Genomic DNA, 19,448 nt, shown 5'->3' on the forward strand with positions numbered 1-19,448 from the left:
TCACGGACCGCCGACAGCGCCTCACGGGTTAAACCATCAGGCCCCGGAGCGACGCACAGGCGGCTCCGGGGCCCCGGTTCGGATCCTGGCGACCGTCGGTCAGCCCCTGGATCCCGACACGTCGGTCAGCCCGTGGATCCCGTCGTGTCCGTCGTCGTATCGGTCGTGGTCTCGTAGTTCTGGCCGAGCACGACGGAGACGTCAGCGTTGGAGGTGGTCTTGCCCTTCTTGACGGCGCCGGCCGGGAGGCCGAGGGTCTTGGCGACCTCGACGGCGTCCTGCTTGCGGGCCGCGTCGGCGTAGGTGACCTGTGAGGTCGCCTGGGCGGTTTCGACCGTGCCGGCGTCGAGGAAGGTGTAGCCGCCGTTGAGCAGGACCACGCGGGCCTGTTCGGTGGCGTCCTTGTCGCCGGTGGCGTTGCGGATGCCGACGCGGACGGCGTCCCCGGCGTCGGGGCTCTTCGCGGTGCCGCCGAGCAGGTCCTTGACCACGCTGTCGGAGTCCTCGGCGCGGAGGGTGCCGTCCTGCTGGAGGGGCAGCAGCTCGGTCTTGTAGTCGCCGCCCTTGGCGTGGTCGGCGAGCTTGGCGAGGAAGGCGCCGAGGTCCTTGTCGGTGAGCGAGGGGTCGAGGATCTGGGCCAGCGTCTGCACGGTGGTCGTGGCGGCCTGTGCGTCGGAGGACAGCTTGCGCAGCACGCCCTGCATGACCTGCCCGAACCGCTCCAGCTGGGCGTCCTGCGACTCGCCGGAGGCCCGGTAGGTGGCGTAGGCGACGGCCATCTTGCCGCTGAGGGTCTGCCCCTTGCCCTTGTTGACGAGGGGGGCCTCGGTCTTCTTCTCGGCCTCGGGGTCGGGCACGGCGGTGTTCGTGTCGACGTCGATGTTGCCGACGAGCTCGACGAGGTTGTTCAGGTAGGGGGTGTCCAGCCGCCAGGTGCCCTCGATGTCGGTGCCGAGCACGGTGTCGAGTCCGTCGCGGGTGCCGGCGGAGCCGTCGTCCTCGACCGACTTGGCGAGGGTGGTCGTGGTGCCGTCGTCACCGGTCAGGGCGAGGGAATTGGGTATCAGGACGGTGGCACCCTGCTTCGCGGTGGTGTTGTTCACGAGCAGCGCCGTGGCGGTGCCGCCCTTCTTGGTGTCGTGCAGATGGACGACGACCACATCGCGCTTCTGCGCTGCCGCCGAGGTCGTGGTGCCGGTCTGCTCCTCCGAGGACGAACCGGGCAGCATGTCCGCGAACCACAGATAGCCGATACCGCCGGCCACGACCAGCGCGAACGCCACCGTCAGCGCGACCAGCCGGCTCTTGGCGCGGCGCTTGGCCTCCTCACGGCGCTCGGTGCGGTTCTCCGTGAAGTTCAGCCAGTCGATGACGTCCTCGGAGTCACCGTCGGGTTCCTCGACGAAGGCGAACTGCTCGGTGCGGTAATCCCGTTCGCCGGAATCCCTCCCCTGGGCAGGGGCACCGGCCCGGGGCTCACTCTCCTCGGCGGCGCCGGTCTCCTGCGGTCCCGCCTGCTGCGGGATGTAGGCGGTCTGCTCGGTGACAGGGGCCTGGTGGCCGGTGCTCGCGGTCTGCCCGTAGGGGTCGTAAGGGGCGTACGGGGCGGCGGGGGCCTGCTGACTCGTGTCGTAGGAGGACACCGGTTGCTGCTGACCGGTCGCGTACGGGTCGTAGCCGTAGCTCTGTGGCTGCTGATACTGCTGTGGTTGCTGCTGTTGCTGCGTCCAGTAGGGGTCGTACGCCTGCTGCTGGGGCACCTGTCGGTACACCGGCTGCCCGAACTCGTCGTAACCCACGAGTTCGTACTGCTGGTCGCCCCCGTAGCCAGCGTCGTATCGGTCGTTCACCGGTGCCCCTCTCGGCTCACTCGCCGCGGTACAGCTGCCGCTTGTCGATGTAGCGCACCACGCCGTCCGGCACCAGATACCAGACGGGGTCGCCCTTCGCGACTCTCGCACGACAGTCGGTGGAGGAGATGGCGAGCGCCGGGACCTCGACCAGCGAGACCCCGCCCGCGGGCAGGCCGGGGTCGGCCAGGGTGTGACCCGGACGGGTGACCCCGATGAAGTGCGCGAGCGAGAACAGCTCCTCGGCGTCGCGCCAGGTGAGGATCTGGCCGAGCGCGTCGGCACCGGTGATGAAGAAGAGGTCCGTGTCCGGGTTGAGCTCGTGCAGCTCGCGCAGGGTGTCGATGGTGTACGTAAGACCCTTGCGGTCGATGTCGATGCGACTGACGGAGAACTGGGGGTTCTCCGCGGTCGCGATGACCGTCATCAGATAGCGGTCCTCGGCTGCCGAGACCTTGGTGTGCGATTTCTGCCACGGCTGTCCGGTCGGTACGAACACCACCTCGTCGAGGTGGAACTGCGAGGCGACCTCCTGGGCCGCGACGAGGTGACCGTGGTGGATCGGGTCAAACGTGCCACCCATGACGCCGAGGCGGCGCCGGCCCTTGTCGTGCTGCGGATCGTGCCGCGGGCCGGTAGGCATTTCCTGCTCTCCCATGCGTCGAGACCCTACCGGCCCGGTCACCGCCTCTTGTTCGAACGACCATTTGCGCGGATTGGCGGAATCAGCGGTCCCGGTTGAAGCGGGTGGTGATCCACAGCAGCAGCATCAGAGCGACGAACGCTCCACCGCCGGTCAGGTAGGGGCTGAGGCTCTCGTGGTTGCCGCCGTGCTCCCCGCCGCCCTCGGCGGCGAAAGTGACCAAGTCGGCAGCGGTGCTGTGGAAGCTCATCGTCGGCGTGACCTATCCGGGTGTGGGATCGGGATAAAGACTGGGCCCATCGTAAGCGGGGCGCTCATCGGCGATCACGTCGACTCCGCCCAGGACGGAACGCGGGGGCCGCCGCGCGCGTACATCCCGTACGACGCAGCCGTTCGCGTACGTACTTCCCGTACCTTCCCGTTCGAGCAACCGCTCGCGTGCGCCGGACGTCCTTTCCGTCGGCGGGCGTCAGTCGTCCCGCTTGTATCCCCGCAGGAGGAACCACGCCATCAGGACGGAGCCCAGGACCATCACGATGAGCACCACGCGCAGCAGGTTGCCCGCTCCCTGTTCCTTCGCGGCGGCGTCCGCGGCCTCGGTGAGCCAGCCCGCTGCCGGGAGGTGGGGGAGATGCACCATGAGATCGCTCCTTACCGGTTGATGCCCTGCCACCGTAACTCCGCCTAGGCTGGAACCCGCTTCGGGGGCAACATGGGCACTCAGACGCATGGGGGAAAACATGCCGGACGACAGCCACGAGCAGAACGGGCACGAGAACGTGCCGAGCAGGCAGCGCAGGCGCTTCGAGGGAATCTCCTCGCGGGCGTACGAACATCCCGCGGACCGCTCGGCGCTGGTGGCGCTGCGCAAGCTCAGCGGCTTCGACACGGTGTTCAAGGCCCTCAGCGGTCTGCTGCCCGAGCGCAGCCTGAGGCTGCTGTTCCTGTCCGACTCCGTACGGGTCTCGGACCAGCAGTTCGCACACCTGAACGACATGCTGCGGGATGCCTGCTACATCCTGGACCTGGAGAAGGTCCCGCCGATGTACGTGAACCAGGACCCGACACCGAACGCGATGTGCATCGGCCTGGACGAGCCGATCATCGTCGTGACGACCGGGCTCGTCGAGTTGCTCGACGAGGAGGAGATGCGGGCCGTCATCGGCCACGAGTGCGGTCACGCGCTCTCCGGTCACGCGGTGTACCGCACGATCCTGCTGTTCCTGACCAACCTGGCGCTGCGGATCGCCTGGATACCGCTGGGCAACCTCGCGGTCATGGCGATCGTGACCGCGCTGCGCGAGTGGTTCCGCAAGTCGGAGCTGTCCGCCGACCGCGCCGGGCTGCTCGTCGGCCAGGACCTCCAGGCCTCGATGCGCGGGCTGATGAAGCTCGCCGGCGGCCACCACCTGCACGAGATGAACGTGGACGCGTTCCTCGCGCAGGCCGATGAGTACGAGGCCGGGGGCGACCTGCGCGACTCCGTCCTCAAGATCCTGAACGTGCTGCCCCGCTCGCACCCCTTCACCACCGTGCGCGCGGCCGAGCTGAAGAAGTGGGCCGAGTCCCGCGACTACCAGCGGATCATGGACGGGCACTACCTGCGGCGCAGCGAGGACAGGGACACCTCGGTCACCGACTCGTTCCGTGAGTCGGCGGCGCACTACACGAGCCACGTGAAGAACTCCAAGGACCCGCTGATGAAGCTGGTCAGCGACATCGCGGGCGGCGCGGGCGACCTCGGCGGCCGGGTCCGGCGTGGCTTCGGCGGCTTCGCGGGCGGCGGCAGCGGCTCCTCCGGCTCCGGCGGCGCGGCCACCGGCACGGACACCGCCGAGGACAGGCGCCCGGACGACGAGTGAGGACCGGCTACCGCCGCTGACAGCCATACAGAGCGCCCGGCCCGGAGGTTCACCCTCCGGGCCGGGCGCTCTTGTGCCTCGGGTGCGTCACACCTTCGGCTGGGCGCTCTGCGCGAGGGAGCCGCACAGGGCGGTGGCGCCACCGGTGGCGTAGGGGTCGGTGCCGGCCGGGCCGCCCTCCTTGTCCGTCTGGCCGGCGAGCAGCGGGCGCAGATGGTTCGTGGCGTCGTCGGCGCAGGCCAGGGGGCCGGCCTGGACGTAGGCGACGACGACCTCGGCCTGGCGGGTGCGCAGGTCGTCCTGGTCGAAGCGGAAGTGCAGCTCGCGCCGGACGGTGAACAGCGAGGCCTCCGTGTCGTCACCGGAGGCGGGCCGCAGCGCGTACACGAAGGTGTGGGCGGCGACGACCTCCAGGGTGCCGGAGTCGTACTCGGCGGCCTGGAGGGTGCCCTGGACGCGGACCTTGGGGTCGGCGAGCTCGGCGCGGGAGGGGTCGAAGCGGACCAGCCAGCCGGTGGGGGCGTGCCGGCCGTCGGCGGTGGGGCGGTCGAAGCTCTGCTCGAACTGGTCGAGCTGCTGTGAGTCGACCAGCCTGCGCACCGGCTGGACGGTGCTGCCGCCGAGCACCTGCGGGTCGAGCGCGGAGGCGACCAGATACTCCTTGGCGATGGTCAGCGAGGTGACGACCTGGCTGTCGGTGAAGTGCTCGGTGCGCCGGGTGGCCGGCATCGTGATGCCCTCGGCGCCGATGCGGAACTGGGCGGCGGGGCTGTGCGCGAACAGTTTCTCGGGGTCCTCGGCGCCGGGTACCGCGGTCTGCGGCGCCAGGGGGATCACCGTCATCCGGAGCGGCTCGGCGGGCTTCGCGGCCGGGGCCTCGTAGGGGTGGCGGACGCCCATGTAGATCGCGGTGCCGAAGGCGAGGGCGATCAGCAAGATGAGGATCAGCGCCTGCCGGGAGAAGCCGCGGCGCAGGGGCGGGCGGCTACGAACGGCCGGGCCGTGGTCGGTGAGGCGCTCCTGCGCGGAGAACTCCTGGATACGGGCAGCGCGTACGAACGATTCGTCGAAGACGACGGATCGGTACTCGTCCTCTCCACCGCCGGGGCCGCCCTCGGGAGTCCCCTCAGGTGGGTTTCCAGGCCCGCCCATACCTTCAGAGTAGGTCTGCGGACGCCCCTGTAAACGCGCTGCTGGTCAGGGCGTGCGGGGCGTCGCCGGTGCCGCCGGCTGGGAGAAGTCCGCGGAGGCGGAGGGGCCTGTCGAGATGCCCTGTTCGACGCCGGTGGTGGCGGTGGGGGGCGGTGGGACCTGTTCGCCGCGGCCGCCGGAGGAGGCGCCCCGGTAGACCGCGGTGAAGGCGAGCGCGACCATGCCTATGCCCATGACCAGGGCGAGGACCCAGGCGACGGGCCGGTGCCAGCGGGTCTGCTTGCCGTACGGCCTGCCGTACGCCCCGTCGGCGCCGTAGCGGCCCTCAAGGATGTCGGGGTCGTCGAGGTCGTCCAGGTCGTCGTCACGGCCGTGGCCGAAATCGGAGCCGTCGGGTCCGAAGCCGTCGTCATAGCGGTCGTCGTCGCCCCGCGCGCCTCTGGAGTGCGCCCGGCGCGCTTCGGCCTCCTGGGCCGCGGCACGGGCCTCCGCCGCTGCGAGCAGGCGCTCGACCGCGGTCGGCTCATGGACCACGGCCGCCCGGACGAAGGCCTCGTCGAAGACCACGGAGGCGAACTCTTCGTCCATACCCCCGCGGTCGCGGTCGTCGTCGGGCTCCCAGCCGTCAGGAAACGGCGTGCCCCCCACGTCCTCCGGCACGGGATCCAGAGTAGACCGGGGTGGTCAATTTGGGCAGACGGTAAGGAAATTCATCCGATTTGCTGAGCCGTTTCACGGGGACGCCTACCGGCGTCCCCGTGCGGCGCCCGGGTCAGCGGCGTACGTGCCCGTCGCCCGTCACGATGTACTTCGTGCTGGTCAGCTCGGGCAGGCCCATCGGGCCGCGGGCGTGCAGCTTCTGTGTGGAGATGCCGATCTCGGCGCCGAAGCCGAACTGGCCGCCGTCGGTGAAGCGGGTTGACGCGTTGACGGCGACGGTCGTGGAGTCGACCAGCTGGGTGAAGCGGCGGGCCGCCTGCTGGGAGGTGGTGACGATGGCCTCGGTGTGGCCCGAGGTCCACAGCCGGATGTGCTCGACCGCCTTGTCGAGGGAGTCGACGACCGCCGCCGCGATGTCGTAGGAGAGGTACTCGGTCTCCCAGTCCTCGGCGGTGGCCTCCACGACCGCCGCCTCGGAGTCCTTGGCGTACGCCATGACCCTCTCGTCGGCGTGCACCGTGACCCCGGCCTCCGCGAGGGCGTCCAGGGCGCGGGGCAGGAACTCGGGGGCGATGTCCTGGTGGACGAGGAGGGTCTCGGCGGCGTTGCAGACGCTGACGCGCTGGGCCTTGGAGTTGATCAGGATCTCGATCGCCGTGTCGAGGTCGGCGTGCGCGTCGACGTAGACGTGGCAGTTGCCCGTGCCGGTCTCGATCACCGGGACGGTGGACTCCTCGACGACCGTGCGGATCAGGGAGGCGCCGCCACGCGGGATGAGCACGTCGACCAGGCCGCGGGCGCGCATCAGCTCGCGTACGGACTCACGGCTCTCGCCGGGGACGAGCTGGACGGCGTCGGCGGGCAGCCCGGCGCCGCCGACGGCGTCGCGCAGCACGCGCACGAGGGCGGTGTTCGACTCGTAGGCGGAGGACGAGCCGCGCAGCAGCACCGCGTTGCCGGACTTCAGGCAGAGGGCGGCGGCGTCCACGGTCACGTTCGGGCGGGCCTCGTAGATGATGCCGACGACACCGAGCGGGACGCGGACCTGGCGCAGGTCGATGCCGTTCGGGAGGGTCGAGCCGCGGACGACCTCGCCGACCGGGTCGGGCAGCGCGGCCACGTCGCGGACGTCGGCGGCGATGGCGCGGATCCGCTCCGGGGTCAGCGTCAGCCGGTCGACGATCGCCTCGCTGGTGCCGGCCTCCCGGGCCTTGGCGATGTCCTTCGCGTTGGCCTCGACGATCTCACTCGTGCGGACTTCCAGCGCGTCGGCGATGGCGAGCAGCGCGTCGTCCTTCTCGGCGCGCGGCAGCGGCGCGAGGTCGGCGGCTGCGGCCTTGGCACGGTAGGCGGCCCGGGTGACCGGGGACATGGAGTCGTACGGCGAGAGCGTGGTCATGGTGGAAGGGTAGTGCGCCGCGGAGGGCCGCCCCAGCGGCTGTCCCACAAACCGAGACAAGTTCCGAATACGCCCCACGCACCGCAACCATCAATTGAGGCACCCGAACGGTGAGCAACCAGGTCCGCGAGAGCGGCGCCGGTTCAGGCGCACTAGGGCCTGTGTCGAAAGTGGCGTCGTCCGCCCGGAGGGCGGGCCGGGCGGCGTCATGGGGGTCCTCCCGCTCGAGCGGAGCCGAGAGTGGGGGAGCGTGCCAGGCGTCGCCCGGCAGGCGCCACTTTCGACACAGGCCCTAGAACGGGTGGACTCCGACGGGCGTCGCCGGTGGCGGGCCGTATCCCTCGGCGATGCGCTGGTGGTACGTCTGGCGGTCGATGACCTCCAGGCCGACGATCTCCCAGGGCGGCAGCCCGGCCGTACGGCGGTGCTCGCCCCACAGGCGCAGGGCGACGGCGGCCGCGTCGTGGAGGTCTCGGGCCTCCTCCCAGTAGCGGATTTCGGCGTGGTCGCTCGCATAGCGGCTGGTCAGCAGAAAGGGGTGGTCGTGGGCGAGCTGTTGCAGGCCGCGGCGCAGCTCCTTCAGCGGGGTCTCGGGGCCGGAGACGCTCAGGGTGACGTGCCACAGCCGGGGCAGGTCCCGCGGCTCCTCGACGCCCTCGCTCTCGTACGTGTCCGACGAGCTGACGCTGGTGAGCGTCCGCTCCTCGCCGACCGTGCGGGAGGTACCACCACCACGGGACACCGCGGTCCCGGGGCGCACTCGTCTCACGACGGCCTCCTTCACAACGAACTGTGCTTCGCGGCGAACTGTGCTTCGCATTGGGTCGTGCGGAATCTCCCCCGAGACAAAGTTGAGCAGGCTCAGGGGCTTCGCGTGGCCGTTTTACGGAACGCACACCGGCGGGGCCCGTGCTTCGGCCCCTCCAGGGGGCCGCTGGTCAGGGGTGCAGGAGGACAAGGTCGTCCCTGTGTACGACCTCTCGTTCGTACGCGGGACCCAGCTCGCGCGCCAGTTCCCGGGTCGAGCGGCCGATCAGCTGGGGGATCTCCTTGGCGTCGAAGTTGACCAGCCCGCGCGCGACGGCCCGCCCCTCGCCGTTCCGCAGCTCGACGGGGTCGCCCGCGACGAACTCGCCCTCGACCGCCGCGATACCGGCCGGCAGCAGCGACTTGCGCCGCTCCACGACCGCGCGTACGGCGCCGTCGTCGAGGGTGAGCGAACCCTGCGGGGTGGAGGCGTGCTGGAGCCACAGCAGCCGGTCGGCGGAGCGCTTGCCGGTGGGGTGGAAGTACGTGCCGGTGTCGCGGCCGGTGAGGGCGTCCGCCGCGTGGATCGCGCTGGTCAGGACCACGGGGATGCCCGCTCCGGTGGCGATTGCCGCCGCCTCGACCTTGGTGACCATGCCGCCGGTGCCGACGCCCGCCTTGCCGGCACTGCCGATCTCGACGTGCGCGAGGTCCTCGGGCCCCCGTACCTCCGCTATCCGCGACGTGCCGGGCTTGCTGGGGTCGCCGTCGTAGACGCCGTCCACGTCCGAGAGCAGGACCAGCAGGTCGGCGCGGACGAGATGGGCGACGAGGGCGGCGAGGCGGTCGTTGTCGCCGAAGCGGATCTCGTCCGTGGCGACGGTGTCGTTCTCGTTGACGACCGGCAGGGCGCCCATCGCGAGCAGCTTGTCGAGGGTGCGGGAGGCGTTGCGGTGGTGGGCGCGGCGGCTCATGTCGTCCGAAGTGAGGAGCACCTGTCCCACGCGGATGCCGTGGCGGGCGCAGGAGGCCGTGTAACGGGCCACCAGCAGCCCCTGGCCGACGCTGGCGGCCGCCTGCTGCCGGGCGAGGTCCTTGGGGCGGCGACGCAGCCCCAGCGGCGCGAGGCCCGCCGCGATGGCGCCGGACGAGACGAGCACGATCTCCCGTTCACCCCCGCTGCGGACCTTGGCGAGCACGTCCACAAGGGCGTCCACCCGGTCCGCGTCGAGGCCCCCGGAGGCCGTCGTCAGCGACGAGGAGCCCACCTTGACGACGATCCGGTGCGCTTCCGCCACGCCCTGCCTTGCCGCTGACACCCGTATCCCCAATGTTCTGAACCAGCCCGGTGTGTGCAGTCTGCAATCTACGGGAGGACGCGGATCGGACGCCTGAGCATTTCGCTGGGCGGGACGACACCGACTGTTCTCCGACTGTTCCCTGAAGCGTTTATGAGAAGACGGTGACGTGCCTCTCAAGGTTGCAGCCGTCATGCCTGATATGTGGTGACCTGTCCTCGCGGCAGATTGCTCCCCGGCCTCCCTAGGTCATACGGTCAGGGATCGGCCTCCGGCCGCCCTCCTACTTTTCGTTCCCCCCTCTGTCCGTCGCACCCTCCGCAGGAGCCCAGCCCGTGCCCTCCGCAGGCCTCGCCCCCCGCCGCATCGCGCAGCTGTCAGCGCTGCTGGCGATGTTCGCGCTCTTCACGGCCCAGATCGTCTCCGCGCTGCTGCCGAACGTCCCCGTGTTCGTCGCCGCGAGCGCGGCCGGCATCGCCCTGGACACCTACTTGCAGTACCGGGACCCCGGCCTGCTCGCACCGCTGGGCAAGGTCCGCTTCGAGGTCCTGGTACGCCAGTTGCTGCGCGACATGCTGATCCTGGTGGGGCTGCTGCGCATCGAGGGCATCGACCCGCTGCGCGAGCAGGCGCCGCTGCTGGTCGGCCTGTGCGTCTTCTACGCGGTGCACTTCACCTGCCAGGCCGTCTCGGTGCTGGTCCGCCGCACCCGGACGCTGCCGATCGTCACCCGCAACATCGACGCCTCCGCGCTGCGTCTGACGGCCGCCCCGCCGCGCCTCCTGGCCCGCCGCCAGGCCCACCGTCTGCTGACGTTCTCCCTGCCGATCACGGCCGGTCTGCTGCTCACCGCGATCACGAAGGACGTCATCTGGGGCCTCCTGGGCCTCGGTACCGGTCTCGTCCTGCTCGCGGGTGGTACGGCGTACCTGGCGACCTGGCTGCTGCCGAAGAAGCGGGCCAAGAGCGAGCAGCAGGTCATGGACTGGCTGGACAAGTGGCTGGCGCGCTACCAGCCGACCGTCGCCATGTACTTCTCGGGCGGTACGACGTCGGCGTACCAGGCGAACATGTGGCTCTCCACGCTCTCCCAGCTGGAGAAGCCGCTGATCGTGCTGCGTGAGCGTTTCATGGTGCAGAAGATCGACGCGACGGACGTGCCGGTCATCTGCTTCCCGAAGGTCTCGACGATGTTCTCCCTGGAGAACTCGACGCTGAAGATGATGCTGCACCCGGCCAACGCCGCGAAGACCTCCCAGGTGCTGCGCATCCCCACCATCAAGCACGCCTTCATCAACCACGGCGAGAGCGACAAGCTGTCCTCCTGCAACCCGTACGCGAAGGCGTACGACGAGGTGTGGGTGGCCGGTCCCGCGGCGCGCGAGCGGTACGCCCTCGCCGAGGTCGGCGTCGAGGACAAGGACATCGTCGAGGTCGGCCGCCCGCAGCTGGCGCCGATCCGCCCGTACGCCGGCCCGCCGACCGGCACGTTCACGACCGTTCTCTACGCCCCGACCTGGGAGGGCTGGGACGGCAACCCCGGCAACACCTCGGTGGTCCTGGCCGGCGAGAACATCGTCCGCGCGCTGCTCGCCGACGACAAGGTGCGGCTGCTGTACAAGCCGCACCCGATGACCGGGTCCGTCGACCCGCGCGCGGGTGCCGCGAACGAGCGGATCAAGGCGATGATCCGCGAGGCGAACACGAAGCGCTCGGGCGCGCGGCCGGGCCCCGAGACCGCGGCCGAACTGGCCCGTCGTACCGCCGCGTTGGACGAGCTGACCTCGACGTCGTTCCGGGTCAGCGCGGACGAAATGGAGCGGATGCTGCTCCAGGGAACGCCTAGCGGGGACCGTGAGGCGGCCATCGCCGAGGCGACGCTGGCCTGGGAGAAGGCGTACTGGGCGTCCTTCCCCGAGTGGGAGCACCTCATCGTCACCGAGGCGCGGCCCGCGATCTTCGCCTGCTTCAACACGTCCGACCTGCTGATCAGCGATGTCTCGTCGGTCGTCTCCGACTGGCTGTCCAGCGAGAAGCCGTACGCCGTCGGCAACACCTCGGGGCTGTCGGAGGAGGCGTTCCGCGCGGCCTTCCCGACGGTGTCGGCGGGTGTCGTCATCGCCCCGAACGCCGCCGAGGTCCCGGCGCTGCTGGACTCCGTCCGCAACCCCGAGAAGGACCGGTTCACCAAGGCCCGCGCCGACCTCAAGGAACACCTCCTCGGACCCTCCGACCCGCCCTCCCTCGTCCGCTTCGACTCCGCCGTCAAGGCCCTGTGCACCAAGGCCGACGAACGCCGGGTCCGCATGGAGTCCCGCCTCGCGGACGAGGTCCCTTCGCCGCGGGAGGTGGGGGACGACTCGGGGGCCGAGGGCGAGACAAGCGACTCGGAAGACGCGGTGAACGCGTAAGCGCTCCGCTGATGACGTGATGCAGGGCCCCGGAGGCGTTTGGTCCTCCGGGGCCCTTGTGCAGGTCGAGCGCCTTATAGCTCGGGGGAATGTGTTGTAGGCGACTGCGGGTCCGTCGTGGCTTGTCGCACAGTTCCGCGCGCCCCTTACGGGGCGCAGCGGCGCCCTTAGAACGGCTCGAAGTCGTCGTACGCCTTCTCGACCTCGTCCCGCTCGGCCTGCCGGTCGCGGCGGCGCTGGACGGCGGGCCGGGACGTCTCGAGGCGGTGGTCCTCGCCCCGGCGGCCGAGCATCTCCGCCCCGGCCATGACGGTCGGCTCCCAGTCGAAGACGACCGCGTTCTCCTCGGGCCCGATGGCGACGCCGTCCCCGGACCGGGCACCCGCCTTCATCAGCTCTTCCTCGACGCCGAGCCGGTTGAGGCGATCCGCGAGGTAGCCGACCGCCTCGTCGTTGTTGAAGTCGGTCTGCCGCACCCAGCGCTCCGGCTTCTCGCCCCGCACCCGGAACAGCAGCTCTCCGCCGATCTCCTCGCGCGTGACGGTGAAGCCCGCGTCGTCGACGGCCTTGGGCCGGATGACGATCCGGGTCGCCTCCTCCTTGGGCTTGGCGGCCCGCGCCTTGCCGACGAGGTCGGCGAGGGCGAAGGACAGCTCCTTCAGCCCCGTGTGGGCGACGGCGGACACCTCGAAGACCTGATAACCACGGGCTTCGAGGTCGGGCCGTACCATCTCGGCGAGGTCCTTGCCGTCGGGTACGTCGATCTTGTTGAGGACGACGATCCGCGGCCGGTCGCCGAGACCGCCGTACTCCTTGAGCTCCTCCTCGATGATGTCGAGGTCGGAGACGGGGTCGCGGTCCGATTCGAGGGTCGCCGTGTCGAGGACGTGCACCAGCACGCTGCAGCGCTCCACATGGCGCAGGAACTCAAGCCCGAGGCCCTTGCCCTGGCTGGCGCCCGGGATCAGGCCCGGCACATCCGCGATCGTGTACACCGTCGAGCCCGCGGTCACCACGCCCAGGTTCGGGACGAGCGTCGTGAAGGGGTAGTCCGCGATCTTCGGCTTGGCGGCGGACAGGACGGAGATCAGCGACGACTTGCCCGCGCTCGGGTAGCCCACCAGCGCCACGTCGGCGACCGTCTTGAGCTCCAGGACGATGTCCCGCAGATCTCCCGGCACGCCGAGCAGCGCGAAGCCGGGCGCCTTGCGGCGGGCGGAGGCGAGGGCCGCGTTACCGAGGCCGCCCCGGCCGCCCTGCGCGGCGACGTACGACGTGCCGTGTCCGACGAGGTCGGCGAGGACATTGCCCGCCTTGTCGAGGACGACGGTGCCGTCCGGCACGGGCAGGACCAGATCCTGGCCGTCCTTCCCGGACCGGTTACCGCCCTCGCCCGGCTTGCCGTTGGTGGCCTTGCGGTGCGGGGAGTGGTGGTAGTCGAGGAGTGTGGTGACGGACTGGTCGACGGTGAGGATGACGTCGCCGCCACGGCCGCCGTTGCCCCCGTCGGGGCCGCCCAGCGGCTTGAACTTCTCACGGTGGACGGAGGCACAGCCGTGACCTCCGTTACCCGCGGCGACATGCAGTTCGACGCGGTCCACGAAGGTGGTCATGGTAGGTGCCTCCAGAGACTTACGGGTTCAGTTATCGGTTAACACGCGAAAGGCGGACCCGCCTTCCCGACCGGGAAGTGAGGTCCGCCTCGCGAAAGACTTCCGATCAGCCGACCGGAACGATGTTCACGACCTTGCGCCCACGGGCGGTGCCGAACTCGACCGCACCGGCGTTCAGCGCGAACAGCGTGTCGTCCTTGCCGCGGCCGACACCCGAGCCCGGGTGGAAGTGCGTGCCGCGCTGGCGGACCAGGATCTCGCCCGCGTTGACGACCTGACCGCCGAAGCGCTTCACGCCGAGGCGCTGAGCGTTGGAGTCACGACCGTTACGGGTGGACGATGCGCCCTTCTTGTGTGCCATCTCTCCTCAGTCCCTTACTTCGCAGCCGCGGGGATCTCAGTGACCTTGATCGCCGTGTACTGCTGGCGGTGGCCCTGACGACGGCGGTAGCCGGTCTTGTTCTTGTAGCGCAGAATGTCGATCTTCTGGCCCTTGTGGTGGTCCACGACCTCGGCCTGGACCTTGATGCCGGCCAGCACCCACGGGTCGCTGGTCACAGCGTCGCCGTCGACAACGAGCAGGGTCGAGAGCTCGACCGTGTCGCCAACCTTGGCGGTGGAAATCTTGTCAACCTCAACGATGTCGCCGACAGCAACCTTGTGCTGGCGACCACCGCTGCGCACGATGGCGTACACGCGGATCTCACTCTCTCGCTCGGGAACGGCACCCCCGCAGTCCAGCCGCCCGACATCGATGCGGCCTCTCCCGGAGCGCCCGGCGCCCGGAAGGGATGAGGTTTACGGGGATGTGGCGCGTCCGAGTGAACATCCAGCCGGATATCTGTGGACACGCCGAGGGTCAAGGTTACGGGGCCTTACCCGGAGCGGGCAAATCGAGCCCTCCCCCGTCATGTGGTCGGCTTCTCGCCGTCCGCCGGCAGGGGCTTCACGCCCTTGCACAGGTCCGTGGTGTCGGCCTTGCCCGGGTAGGCGACGCCGATCACCTTGTCGAAGTGGGCCCGGTACATGTCGTGCACGGCGTCGTCGTCGACCTTGACGATCGACTCGTCGTTCTCGCGCAGCGCGGGCCCGGTGTAGTTGCCGGAACCGGTGAAGCTGATCTTGTTGCGGACCCCGTCGTACGCGCCGTCGATCAGGATGTACTTGGAGTGGATGATGTACGGCGTGGTCAGCTTCTGGCCGGGGTTCAGCGGGTCCCGGTCGTCGTTGTAGCAGCGCACGGTCGGCCCGCCGGACGTGTGCAGCTTCTCCCACGTCCCGGCCGTCCCGCCACTGCTCTTGGCGCTGTCCGACTCGGCGTAGACGATGCTCACGTTGCAGCCGGCCTTCTTCAGCGCGACCAGCTTCTCGGCGATCGCCAGCCGTGTGATCTTGAAGATCGACACCCGTACCCAGGTCCTCTGGGTCACCCCGGCGCTGTTCTTGTACGTGCACTGCACGTTGTTGAGCACCGAGTACACGGTGTCGGTGGCCCGGGTGTTCCCGGCCCGCGGGAAGAAGTACGCCTTGTAGAGGCCATTGCTGACGGTCCGGTACTCCCAGCTCGGCCAGTCCTTGGCCACCATCGTGTCGAAGTAGTCGGCGTACGCGTCGTACATCGTCGGGTTGTTCGGCAGCAGCAGCGCGTCGTTGAAGAACTTGGTGTGCGCGGAGGGCGTCGAGTTCGACGTCGTCTGCACGACCACGTTCGTGGCGCCCTCGACCGCCGAGAACAGCCAGAACTTGTTGTGCATGATCGACTGCCCGTACTTCGGGTCACCGAGGCAGGACTTGTCGACGGGACAGGTCGCGACGTACGACCCCTTCGTACGGTCGGTGCCGAGCGCGGCGGCGAGGCTGTTGTACGAGGTGTTGGTGGGCCGGTCGCTGATGCTCGACTCGTCCAGCAGCACCTGGACGTTCACGCCGCGGTCCTTGGCGGCGACGAGCGCGTTGACTACGGACGCCTCCCACACGTGGTAGACGGCGACCTTGACGGTGGAGCCGGGCAGCGCGGTGGCCATGAGCTCGATGAGCCGCGCACGGATCGCGAGCTGCTCGCTCTCGGTGCCCAGCGGATCGTTGAAGATGGGGCCCTCGGTCCACGTCGGGGCGGCCTGCGCGGTCCCCGCGGACACCGCCGCCTGCACCCCGGCCGCCGACAGCACCGTGGCCAGCGCCACCGCCTTGCGTCCACCCCTGACGGGCTTCACAGCCCGGTGCAGCCCAGCGCTCTTCAGGCGCACGCGCGCCATGCGGCCCTCCCCCAACTGTGCTTCGTATGACCACGTGAGTTTTACAGGTACCTGGCCGCGCTTCGAAGCGGAGGGGGTTTTATGAGACGGAGGAGACTCTCAAACCAGCCCAAACCCTCCCACCCGTTGCGAAGTTCCTCTCCCCGGACGGAACTTCCTCCCCCGGACACGCCGGTGCCCCGGCCTGACGGTGAAACCGCCGGGCCGGGGCACCGGTTGGAGCGTAACTACGCAGCCGCGCCCGGGAGGCTCAGCTCTCGTCGGTCGAAGCGGTGACCGTGGCCGACGTCTGCTCGGCGGCCACCGTGGTCTTCTTCGCGGCCGACTTCTTCGTCGCCGCCTTCTTGGCCGTGGCCTTCTTCGCGACCGTCTTCTTGGCCGCCGCCGTCTTCTTCGTGGCGGCCTTCTTCGCCGTCGCCTTCTTGGCCGTCTTGCGCGCGGTCTTCTTGGCGGGGGCCTCGGTCTCCGCCTCCTCCGCGGCTACCTCGGCCTCGGTCGCACCCTCCGCGGATGCCGACGGAACCACCACGACAGCGGTGTCCTCCGGCGCGGTGGGCGCCGTCGCCTTGCGCACGGCACGCCGCCGCGGACGGGCGGGAGCAGCGCTCTCGGCAACGGGGGCCGCTTCCGTCTGCTCCGCCACCGGCTCGGCAGCAGCAGGCTCCGGAGCGGGCTCGGTCACGGGCTCCGCGACCGGCTCGACGACCGTCACCACGGCGTCGTCCGCCGCGGCCCCGGCCGGGGCGCCCGCGGGCGCGGACACCTTCCGGGTCACCCGACGACGCGTACGCCCCTTGGGCGCGGCCTCCTCGGCGGCACGCACGGCGGCCGGCGTCTCGACGACCGGGTCCTCCACCGCGACCGGCTCCGCCTCGGCGGCCTCCCGCGACTTCGGCGCCCGCTCCTCGACGACCTCGGCGGGTACGACGGTCACGGCCTCCCGCTGCTTCGGCGCGCCCGAGGGCGCGGAGGCCCGACGGGTCGCCCGACGCCGCGAACGACCGCGCGCGACCGACGCCTCGGCCTCGGCGACGCTGCTGTACAGCTCCTCGTCCGGCTCGAACTCAGGAGCCGGAAGCGCCACCGGCACGGCGACCTCGGCGGCCACCTCGGCCTCGACCAGCTCCGCCGCCTCGGCCGGCTCGACGGCCTCGACCTCGGCCGCCGCCACGTGCTCGTGGTCGATCTCCACACCGCCACGCCCGCGCTTACGGCGCTTGCCGCCACCACCGACGGCGGTCGGCTGATCCATGTGCACGATCACGCCACGCCCGTTGCAGTGGACACAGGTCTCGGAGAAGGACTCCAGCAGCCCCTGTCCGACCCGCTTCCGGGTCATCTGGACCAGGCCCAGCGAGGTGACCTCGGCCACCTGGTGCTTCGTACGGTCGCGGCCCAGGCACTCCAGCAGACGCCGCAGGACCAGGTCCCGGTTGGACTCCAGCACCATGTCGATGAAGTCGATGACGACGATGCCGCCGAGGTCGCGCAACCGCAGCTGGCGCACGATCTCCTCGGCCGCCTCCAGGTTGTTCCTGGTGACCGTCTCCTCCAGGTTGCCGCCCTGGCCGGTGAACTTGCCGGTGTTGACGTCGACCACGATCATGGCCTCGGTCTTGTCGATCACCAGCGAACCACCGCTGGGCAGCCACACCTTGCGGTCCAGCGCCTTCATCAGCTGCTCGTCGATGCGGTACGTCGCGAAGACGTCGACCTCAGAGGTCCACTTCTGCAGGCGTTCCGCCAGGTCGGGCGCGACATGGGAGACGTACCCGTGGATGGTCTCCCACGCGTCGTCACCGCTGACGATGACCTTGGAGAAGTCCTCGTTGAAGATGTCGCGGACGACCCGGACCGTCATGTCCGGCTCGCCGTAGAGCAGCGTCGGCGCGCTGCCGCTCTTGGCCTTCTTCTGGATGTCCTCCCACTGCGCCTGCAGTCGCTCGACGTCGCGGCGCAGCTCGTCCTCGCTCGCGCCCTCGGCGGCGGTGCGCACGATGACGCCCGCGTCCTCGGGGACGATCTTCTTGAGGATGGTCTTCAGCCGGGCCCGCTCGGTGTCGGGCAGCTTGCGGCTGATGCCGGTCATCGACCCCTCGGGGACGTAGACCAGGTAGCGGCCCGGCAGAGAGACCTGGCTGGTCAGACGCGCGCCCTTGTGCCCGATCGGGTCCTTGGTCACCTGGACGAGGACCGACTGGCCGGACTTGAGCGCGCTTTCGATGCGGCGCGGGCCGTTGGCCATGCCCAGCGCCTCGAAGTTGACCTCACCGGCGTACAGGACGGCGTTGCGGCCCTTGCCGATGTCGATGAAGGCGGCCTCCATCGACGGCAGCACGTTCTGCACCTTGCCGAGGTAGACGTTGCCGACGTACGAGGTCGCCTGCTCCTTGTTGACGTAGTGCTCGACGAGCACGTTGTCCTCAAGGACGCCGATCTGGGTGCGCTCGCCGCTCTGGCGGACGACCATGACGCGCTCGACGGCCTCACGGCGGGCGAGGAACTCGGCCTCGGTGATGATCGGGACGCGACGACGCCCCTGCTCACGGCCTTCCCGACGCCGCTGCTTCTTGGCCTCCAGACGGGTCGAGCCCTTGATGGACTGCACCTCGTCGGACGGCTCGGTCTCCTTCGCGCGCCGCTCGCGCGGCTCACGGACCTTCACGACCGTGCGCTCGGGGTCGTCGGACGCCGCCTCGGCCTCCGTACCCGAGTCACCGGCGCGACGACGACGGCGACGGCGACGACGGCTGCTGCTGGAGCCGGAACCACCGGCCTCCTCGCGCTCGTCCGCCTCGTCCTCGGCGTCCTCGTCCACCTGCTCGGCGGTGTCCTCGGCGTCCTGCGCGGCCTGCTCGGCGGCGAGCTCCTCGCCCTCGGCGGCCTCACCCTCGGCCTCGGCCGACTCGCCCCGGCGACGGCGACGGCCACCACGACGACGGCGACGACGCGACCCGGTGGACTCCTCCTCGCCGAACTCGTCACCTTCGGCGCCCTCTTCGAGCTCCTCGTTCTCCTCCGGCTGGTCCGCCACCACGGTGGCGGCCACAGGCTGCTCCGCCTCGGCGGGCTCACCCCGACGGCGACGGCGACGACGCGACCCGCCGGTGCCCTCCTCCTCGGCGAACCCGCCGAACTCGGTGGCCTCGGCGCTCTCGACGACCTCGGCGGGCTCCGCCACCGCCTCGGCGGCGGCCTGCGCGGCCGCCCGCTCCGGCGTCTGGAACATCGGCTCGGTGAACACCGGCGCCTGGAACACGGCCATGGCGGGCCGCGCGGGCCGCGCCGGGGCCTCCTCGGCGACCGGCGCCGCGGGCGCGGAGAACCCACCGGCGGCCTTGCGCGTGGCCCGACGCCGCGTACGCCGCGGCCCGGCCTCCTCGGCCTCGGCGGGAACCTCTGCTGTCGGGGCGGCGGGCGCCGTCTCGGCCGCGGCGGGCTCCGCCTGCTCCTCGGCGGCCTGCGGCTCACCGGCGGGCGTGGACACCCGGCGGGTCGCACGACGACGCGTACGACCGGCAGGCGCGGCCTCCTCGACCGGCGCGGCTACGGGCTCCT

The 19,448-nt window shown here is 70.4% G+C and carries 16 protein-coding genes; 2 read left to right on the forward strand and 14 right to left on the reverse strand.

Translation table 11 applies throughout. The annotated features are described in order from the left end of the window. Positions 1-125: 125 nt before the first annotated feature. From F3T56_RS36840 to F3T56_RS46590, 4 genes are all read right to left on the reverse strand, one after another. Positions 126-1,850 (reverse strand): LCP family protein, encoded by a 1,725-nt coding sequence (locus F3T56_RS36840; protein ID WP_149829759.1) that lies wholly within the window; start codon positions 1,848-1,850, stop codon positions 126-128. 16 nt (positions 1,851-1,866) lie between these two features. Further along, entirely contained in the window at positions 1,867-2,508 is a 642-nt protein-coding gene (gene nadD / locus F3T56_RS36845) for a nicotinate-nucleotide adenylyltransferase (RefSeq protein ID WP_149829760.1), read from the reverse strand. Positions 2,509-2,575: 67 nt separating this feature from the next. Beyond that, entirely contained in the window at positions 2,576-2,743 is a 168-nt protein-coding gene (locus tag F3T56_RS36850; protein WP_149829762.1) for a hypothetical protein, read from the reverse strand. Positions 2,744-2,962: 219 nt separating this feature from the next. After that, positions 2,963-3,133 (reverse strand): hypothetical protein, encoded by a 171-nt coding sequence (locus tag F3T56_RS46590; protein ID WP_172639317.1) that lies wholly within the window; start codon positions 3,131-3,133, stop codon positions 2,963-2,965. A 100-nt stretch (positions 3,134-3,233) separates the two neighbouring features. Here F3T56_RS46590 and F3T56_RS36855 point away from each other — a divergent pair, with 100 nt between their 5' ends. Continuing rightward, complete coding sequence (locus F3T56_RS36855) at positions 3,234-4,355, forward strand: M48 family metallopeptidase (protein WP_149829764.1); 1,122 nt, start codon at positions 3,234-3,236, stop codon at positions 4,353-4,355. 87 nt (positions 4,356-4,442) lie between these two features. Here the strand turns inward: F3T56_RS36855 and F3T56_RS36860 are convergent, their stop codons facing one another. The 5 genes from F3T56_RS36860 to proB form a co-directional block, all read right to left on the reverse strand. After that, complete coding sequence (locus tag F3T56_RS36860) at positions 4,443-5,507, reverse strand: SCO2583 family membrane protein (protein WP_149829766.1); 1,065 nt, start codon at positions 5,505-5,507, stop codon at positions 4,443-4,445. 45 nt (positions 5,508-5,552) lie between these two features. Further along, positions 5,553-6,167: an SCO2584 family spore wall biosynthesis protein gene (locus F3T56_RS36865; protein WP_149829767.1), complete on the reverse strand. Its 615-nt coding sequence runs from the start codon at positions 6,165-6,167 to the stop codon at positions 5,553-5,555. A 112-nt stretch (positions 6,168-6,279) separates the two neighbouring features. After that, the gene (locus F3T56_RS36870; protein WP_149829769.1) at positions 6,280-7,566 is read right to left on the reverse strand and encodes a glutamate-5-semialdehyde dehydrogenase; all 1,287 of its coding nucleotides are present in this window, start codon (positions 7,564-7,566) and stop codon (positions 6,280-6,282) included. Positions 7,567-7,858: 292 nt separating this feature from the next. After that, positions 7,859-8,326, reverse strand: coding sequence for a hypothetical protein (locus F3T56_RS36875; RefSeq protein ID WP_149829782.1), 468 nt, complete (start codon positions 8,324-8,326; stop codon positions 7,859-7,861). 178 nt (positions 8,327-8,504) lie between these two features. Next, positions 8,505-9,611: a glutamate 5-kinase gene (proB, locus tag F3T56_RS36880; protein ID WP_149829770.1), complete on the reverse strand. Its 1,107-nt coding sequence runs from the start codon at positions 9,609-9,611 to the stop codon at positions 8,505-8,507. A 335-nt stretch (positions 9,612-9,946) separates the two neighbouring features. On the opposite strand from proB, the gene F3T56_RS36885 reads away from it, so the two are divergent. Further along, positions 9,947-12,022, forward strand: coding sequence for a hypothetical protein (locus F3T56_RS36885; protein ID WP_149829772.1), 2,076 nt, complete (start codon positions 9,947-9,949; stop codon positions 12,020-12,022). Between the two features lie 167 nt (positions 12,023-12,189). Here the strand turns inward: F3T56_RS36885 and obgE are convergent, their stop codons facing one another. The 5 genes from obgE to F3T56_RS36910 all read right to left on the reverse strand — a co-directional run. Continuing rightward, positions 12,190-13,635 carry a GTPase ObgE gene (gene obgE, locus F3T56_RS36890; protein WP_149829773.1) on the reverse strand — a complete coding sequence of 482 codons (1,446 nt, stop codon included), beginning with the start codon at positions 13,633-13,635 and terminating at the stop codon, positions 12,190-12,192. Positions 13,636-13,741: 106 nt separating this feature from the next. Then, positions 13,742-13,996, reverse strand: a complete 255-nt coding sequence (gene rpmA, locus F3T56_RS36895) for a 50S ribosomal protein L27 (protein WP_033525817.1) — start codon at positions 13,994-13,996, stop codon at positions 13,742-13,744. 14 nt (positions 13,997-14,010) lie between these two features. After that, positions 14,011-14,331, reverse strand: coding sequence for a 50S ribosomal protein L21 (gene rplU / locus F3T56_RS36900; protein WP_004931419.1), 321 nt, complete (start codon positions 14,329-14,331; stop codon positions 14,011-14,013). Between the two features lie 212 nt (positions 14,332-14,543). Next, on the reverse strand, positions 14,544-15,890 hold the full coding sequence (locus F3T56_RS36905; protein WP_149829775.1) for a phospholipase D-like domain-containing protein: 1,347 nt from the start codon (positions 15,888-15,890) through the stop codon (positions 14,544-14,546). A gap of 250 nt (positions 15,891-16,140) precedes the next feature. Further along, positions 16,141-19,448: Rne/Rng family ribonuclease (locus F3T56_RS36910; protein ID WP_149829776.1), on the reverse strand; the 3,308-nt coding region annotated here is incomplete at its 5' end.

The sequence above is a fragment of the Streptomyces tailanensis genome (assembly GCF_008386495.1).
GTDB lineage: Bacteria > Actinomycetota > Actinomycetes > Streptomycetales > Streptomycetaceae > Streptomyces > Streptomyces tailanensis.

Bases quoted from the DNA above. Each gene is read 5' to 3' on its own strand.
- F3T56_RS36905 (WP_149829775.1), bottom strand. From the start codon at position 15,890: ATGGCGCGCGTGCGCCTGAAGAGCGCTGGGCTGCACCGGGCTGTGAAG.
- F3T56_RS36870 (WP_149829769.1), bottom strand. From the start codon at position 7,566: ATGACCACGCTCTCGCCGTACGACTCCATGTCCCCGGTCACCCGGGCC.
- obgE (WP_149829773.1), bottom strand. From the start codon at position 13,635: ATGACCACCTTCGTGGACCGCGTCGAACTGCATGTCGCCGCGGGTAAC.
- F3T56_RS36855 (WP_149829764.1), top strand. From the start codon at position 3,234: ATGCCGGACGACAGCCACGAGCAGAACGGGCACGAGAACGTGCCGAGC.
- nadD (WP_149829760.1), bottom strand. From the start codon at position 2,508: ATGGGAGAGCAGGAAATGCCTACCGGCCCGCGGCACGATCCGCAGCAC.
- F3T56_RS46590 (WP_172639317.1), bottom strand. From the start codon at position 3,133: ATGGTGCATCTCCCCCACCTCCCGGCAGCGGGCTGGCTCACCGAGGCC.
- rpmA (WP_033525817.1), bottom strand. From the start codon at position 13,996: ATGGCACACAAGAAGGGCGCATCGTCCACCCGTAACGGTCGTGACTCC.
- F3T56_RS36850 (WP_149829762.1), bottom strand. From the start codon at position 2,743: ATGAGCTTCCACAGCACCGCTGCCGACTTGGTCACTTTCGCCGCCGAG.
- F3T56_RS36860 (WP_149829766.1), bottom strand. From the start codon at position 5,507: ATGGGCGGGCCTGGAAACCCACCTGAGGGGACTCCCGAGGGCGGCCCC.